Annotated in this window: 1 protein-coding gene; it reads right to left on the reverse strand. The window is 60.1% G+C overall.

From position 1 onward, the window contains the following. Positions 1–2: 2 nt before the first annotated feature. Complete coding sequence (locus N1078_RS19455) at positions 3–965, reverse strand: IS1595 family transposase (RefSeq protein ID WP_274089703.1); 963 nt, start codon at positions 963–965, stop codon at positions 3–5. Positions 966–990 lie beyond the last annotated feature (25 nt).

Genomic DNA, 990 nt, shown 5'->3' on the forward strand with positions numbered 1-990 from the left:
GGCTATGTCCCAATAGCGTGTTGCACAGTTCGCCCAACCGCTTCCTGGATGCAGTGAGTCGGCTCAATACGCTGCTGATAACGCTCAAGCATGCGGCGCCAGCCCAGATAGTTCGGGAGGTAGCGGGTGGCTACACCGTGAAAGCGAGTCATCCAGCTCTTCAGGCGGCTGTGGTAGGCGTTAACGTTCTGAATGTGGAACGCGCCCTGTTGTACCCGCTCGCCAGGTCGTGAGTGGACGACATGGTGAGTGATGCCCTGGACGCGGGCAAAGCTGGCGTAGACTGCGGCACCATCGCTGCACAGCACCGCCTCTCGGTCGATCAGCGGCAGTAAAGCTGCTCGCACATGCTCGGCATCGAGCTTCTCTAGCTTGAAGTCTGCGGTATGCCCCTCGCGATCACGCACCACCATGACCGGAATTTGATCCTTGCCCGTGCCGCGTGTTTTGCCCACGCCGCCCCTTTGGCGGGGTGCTCGTGGCAGCTTGCGCTGCCCCTTGAAGGACTCCAGAAAGAACGTCTCATCGACCTCAACGATTCCTGCTTCATGTGCTGCGTGATGTTGGGCCGCGCAGGCTAGGAAGCGGTGTCGCCAGAGAAAGGCCGTGTTCTTGCTGATGCCACATCGCTTGGCCGCCTTGCGCACGCTCAGGCCTTCGATCAGCGCTTGGGCGTAATCCTTCCAGCGTCCGGGATAGTGCAAACGAGCAAGGCCACTGCTCGAAACCGCCGAACAGGTGCGCCGACAGGCCCGACAACGATAACGCCGTAAGCCACGCGACCAACCCCAGGGAGCAAGTTGCTCTGCCTTTGCCTGGCAGTGTGGACAGCTCTGAAGCGCTGGCAAGCTATCAAGAACCTCCATTGTCGGCGGTTCCTGCAACGCCTGATGAAGTGCAGATTTTTGCTTGCTGCTGAGCTGGCTCACCTGAGCCAGCCAGCGCTGAAAGACCTGAGTATCCATGGTGGGCAGACCTCACGAGCTGATG

Source organism: Pseudomonas sp. MIL19 (assembly GCF_028680365.1).
Lineage (GTDB): Bacteria > Pseudomonadota > Gammaproteobacteria > Pseudomonadales > Pseudomonadaceae > Aquipseudomonas > Aquipseudomonas spirodelae.

Coding starts and splice junctions, on each gene's coding strand:
- N1078_RS19455 (WP_274089703.1), bottom strand. CDS start 965: ATGGATACTCAGGTCTTTCAGCGCTGGCTGGCTCAGGTGAGCCAGCTC.